Annotated in this window: 1 pseudogene; it reads right to left on the reverse strand. The window is 67.1% G+C overall.

Annotated elements, in window-relative coordinates:
- A pseudogene (locus RA20_RS24835) lies at positions 1-1,243 on the reverse strand (hypothetical protein); the annotation flags it as partial.

The following is a 1,243-nucleotide window of genomic DNA, read 5'->3' on the forward strand; positions in this document are numbered from 1 at the left end:
CATCGCCCAGAACCGCGGCCGAGACCCGGCGCGGGCGCACCGGTTTCTGCTCTGCGGTGCCTTCATCGATGCGCTGGGCGGCTACCAGCTTCAGAGGGGCCGGGCGGGCAGCGGTGCTGGCCGGGCGTTCCGAGCTGCTTTGGCGGGATTCCGGGCGACGCGGGCGCACCACGCTGGCCAGGTCGTCGCGGTAGGGTTTTGCGTCGTCGCTGCCGGTTGTGCCTGCGGGACCATCCGCCTTGGTGGCGGCGACTGCGGCCCGCAGCTGGCTGTAGGCTTCGCGCGATGAGGCGGAGTCCGGATCTTCCAGCTTCTCGTCCGCCGCTGCCATCAGCCGGGTGACATCGCTGTCGGCCAGGCTGGAAGCGGCAGGTTCTGCTTCGCCGATCTCTTCTTCGGTATCGGCGCCGACGCCTTCTTCCGGCAGTTCGGAGGCGGCCAGGATTTCCGCTTCGACCTCTGCCAGCTCGCGCATCAGATCGGCTTCATCCTCTTGCGAGAGCGCGTCTTCTGCGGTCTCCGCTTCGGCTTCGCTGGCTGCGGCTGCAGTTGTGCCGGCGGTTTCCTGAAGCTGGCCGGAGGCAACGGCCCTGTCGAACTCGCTGCGTTTGACCTTGGCGATGCGCACGCGCACGGGCTTGCGAGCCGGTGCAGGCGCGGGCTCTTCCGACAGCAGGTTTTCCGAACCGCTGTCCTGATCCTCTGCGTCCGTGTCTTCCGCTGTGGCCGGAGCTTCGGCGCTGTCAGACCGCAGGTTTTCGAACAGGCTGTCGTCGAAGGCTTCGTCCGGGTCGCCCAGAGCCTCCGCCGGGTCGGCGGCTTCGGCCGGTGCATCTGCGGCAGAGGAGGTCAGGTCCAGGCGGTCCAGCGCCTTGGCAATCTCGTCATCGCCTTCGTCATCGAAATCCGGGTCGCCTTCGCTGTCGTCAGCCAGGAGCGCGCTGGAGATTTCCTCGGCAGCGTCTTCCAGCACATCATCGGCGTGCTCGTCTTCGCTGAATTCCTCTTCGGGGGCCTGGGCCACCACGGCGCGGATGCGCTGCAGCTTCGCGGCGATGCTATCGGCAGCGGGCACGGTGTCTTCTGCAGCGGCAGCCGGAGCCTCGGCGGTGTCCTCTTGCTGGTCTGCGTCTGCCTCATTGACTTCCAGCAGCTCCACTTCCGGAGCTTCCGTCTCGGCAGCGGCTTCTTCGCTTGCAGTTTCCATCACAGCGGCGATGGTTTCTTCGGCTTCGGCTTCGGC

It is taken from the genome of Leisingera sp. ANG-Vp, assembly GCF_000813725.1.
Classification (GTDB): domain Bacteria; phylum Pseudomonadota; class Alphaproteobacteria; order Rhodobacterales; family Rhodobacteraceae; genus Leisingera.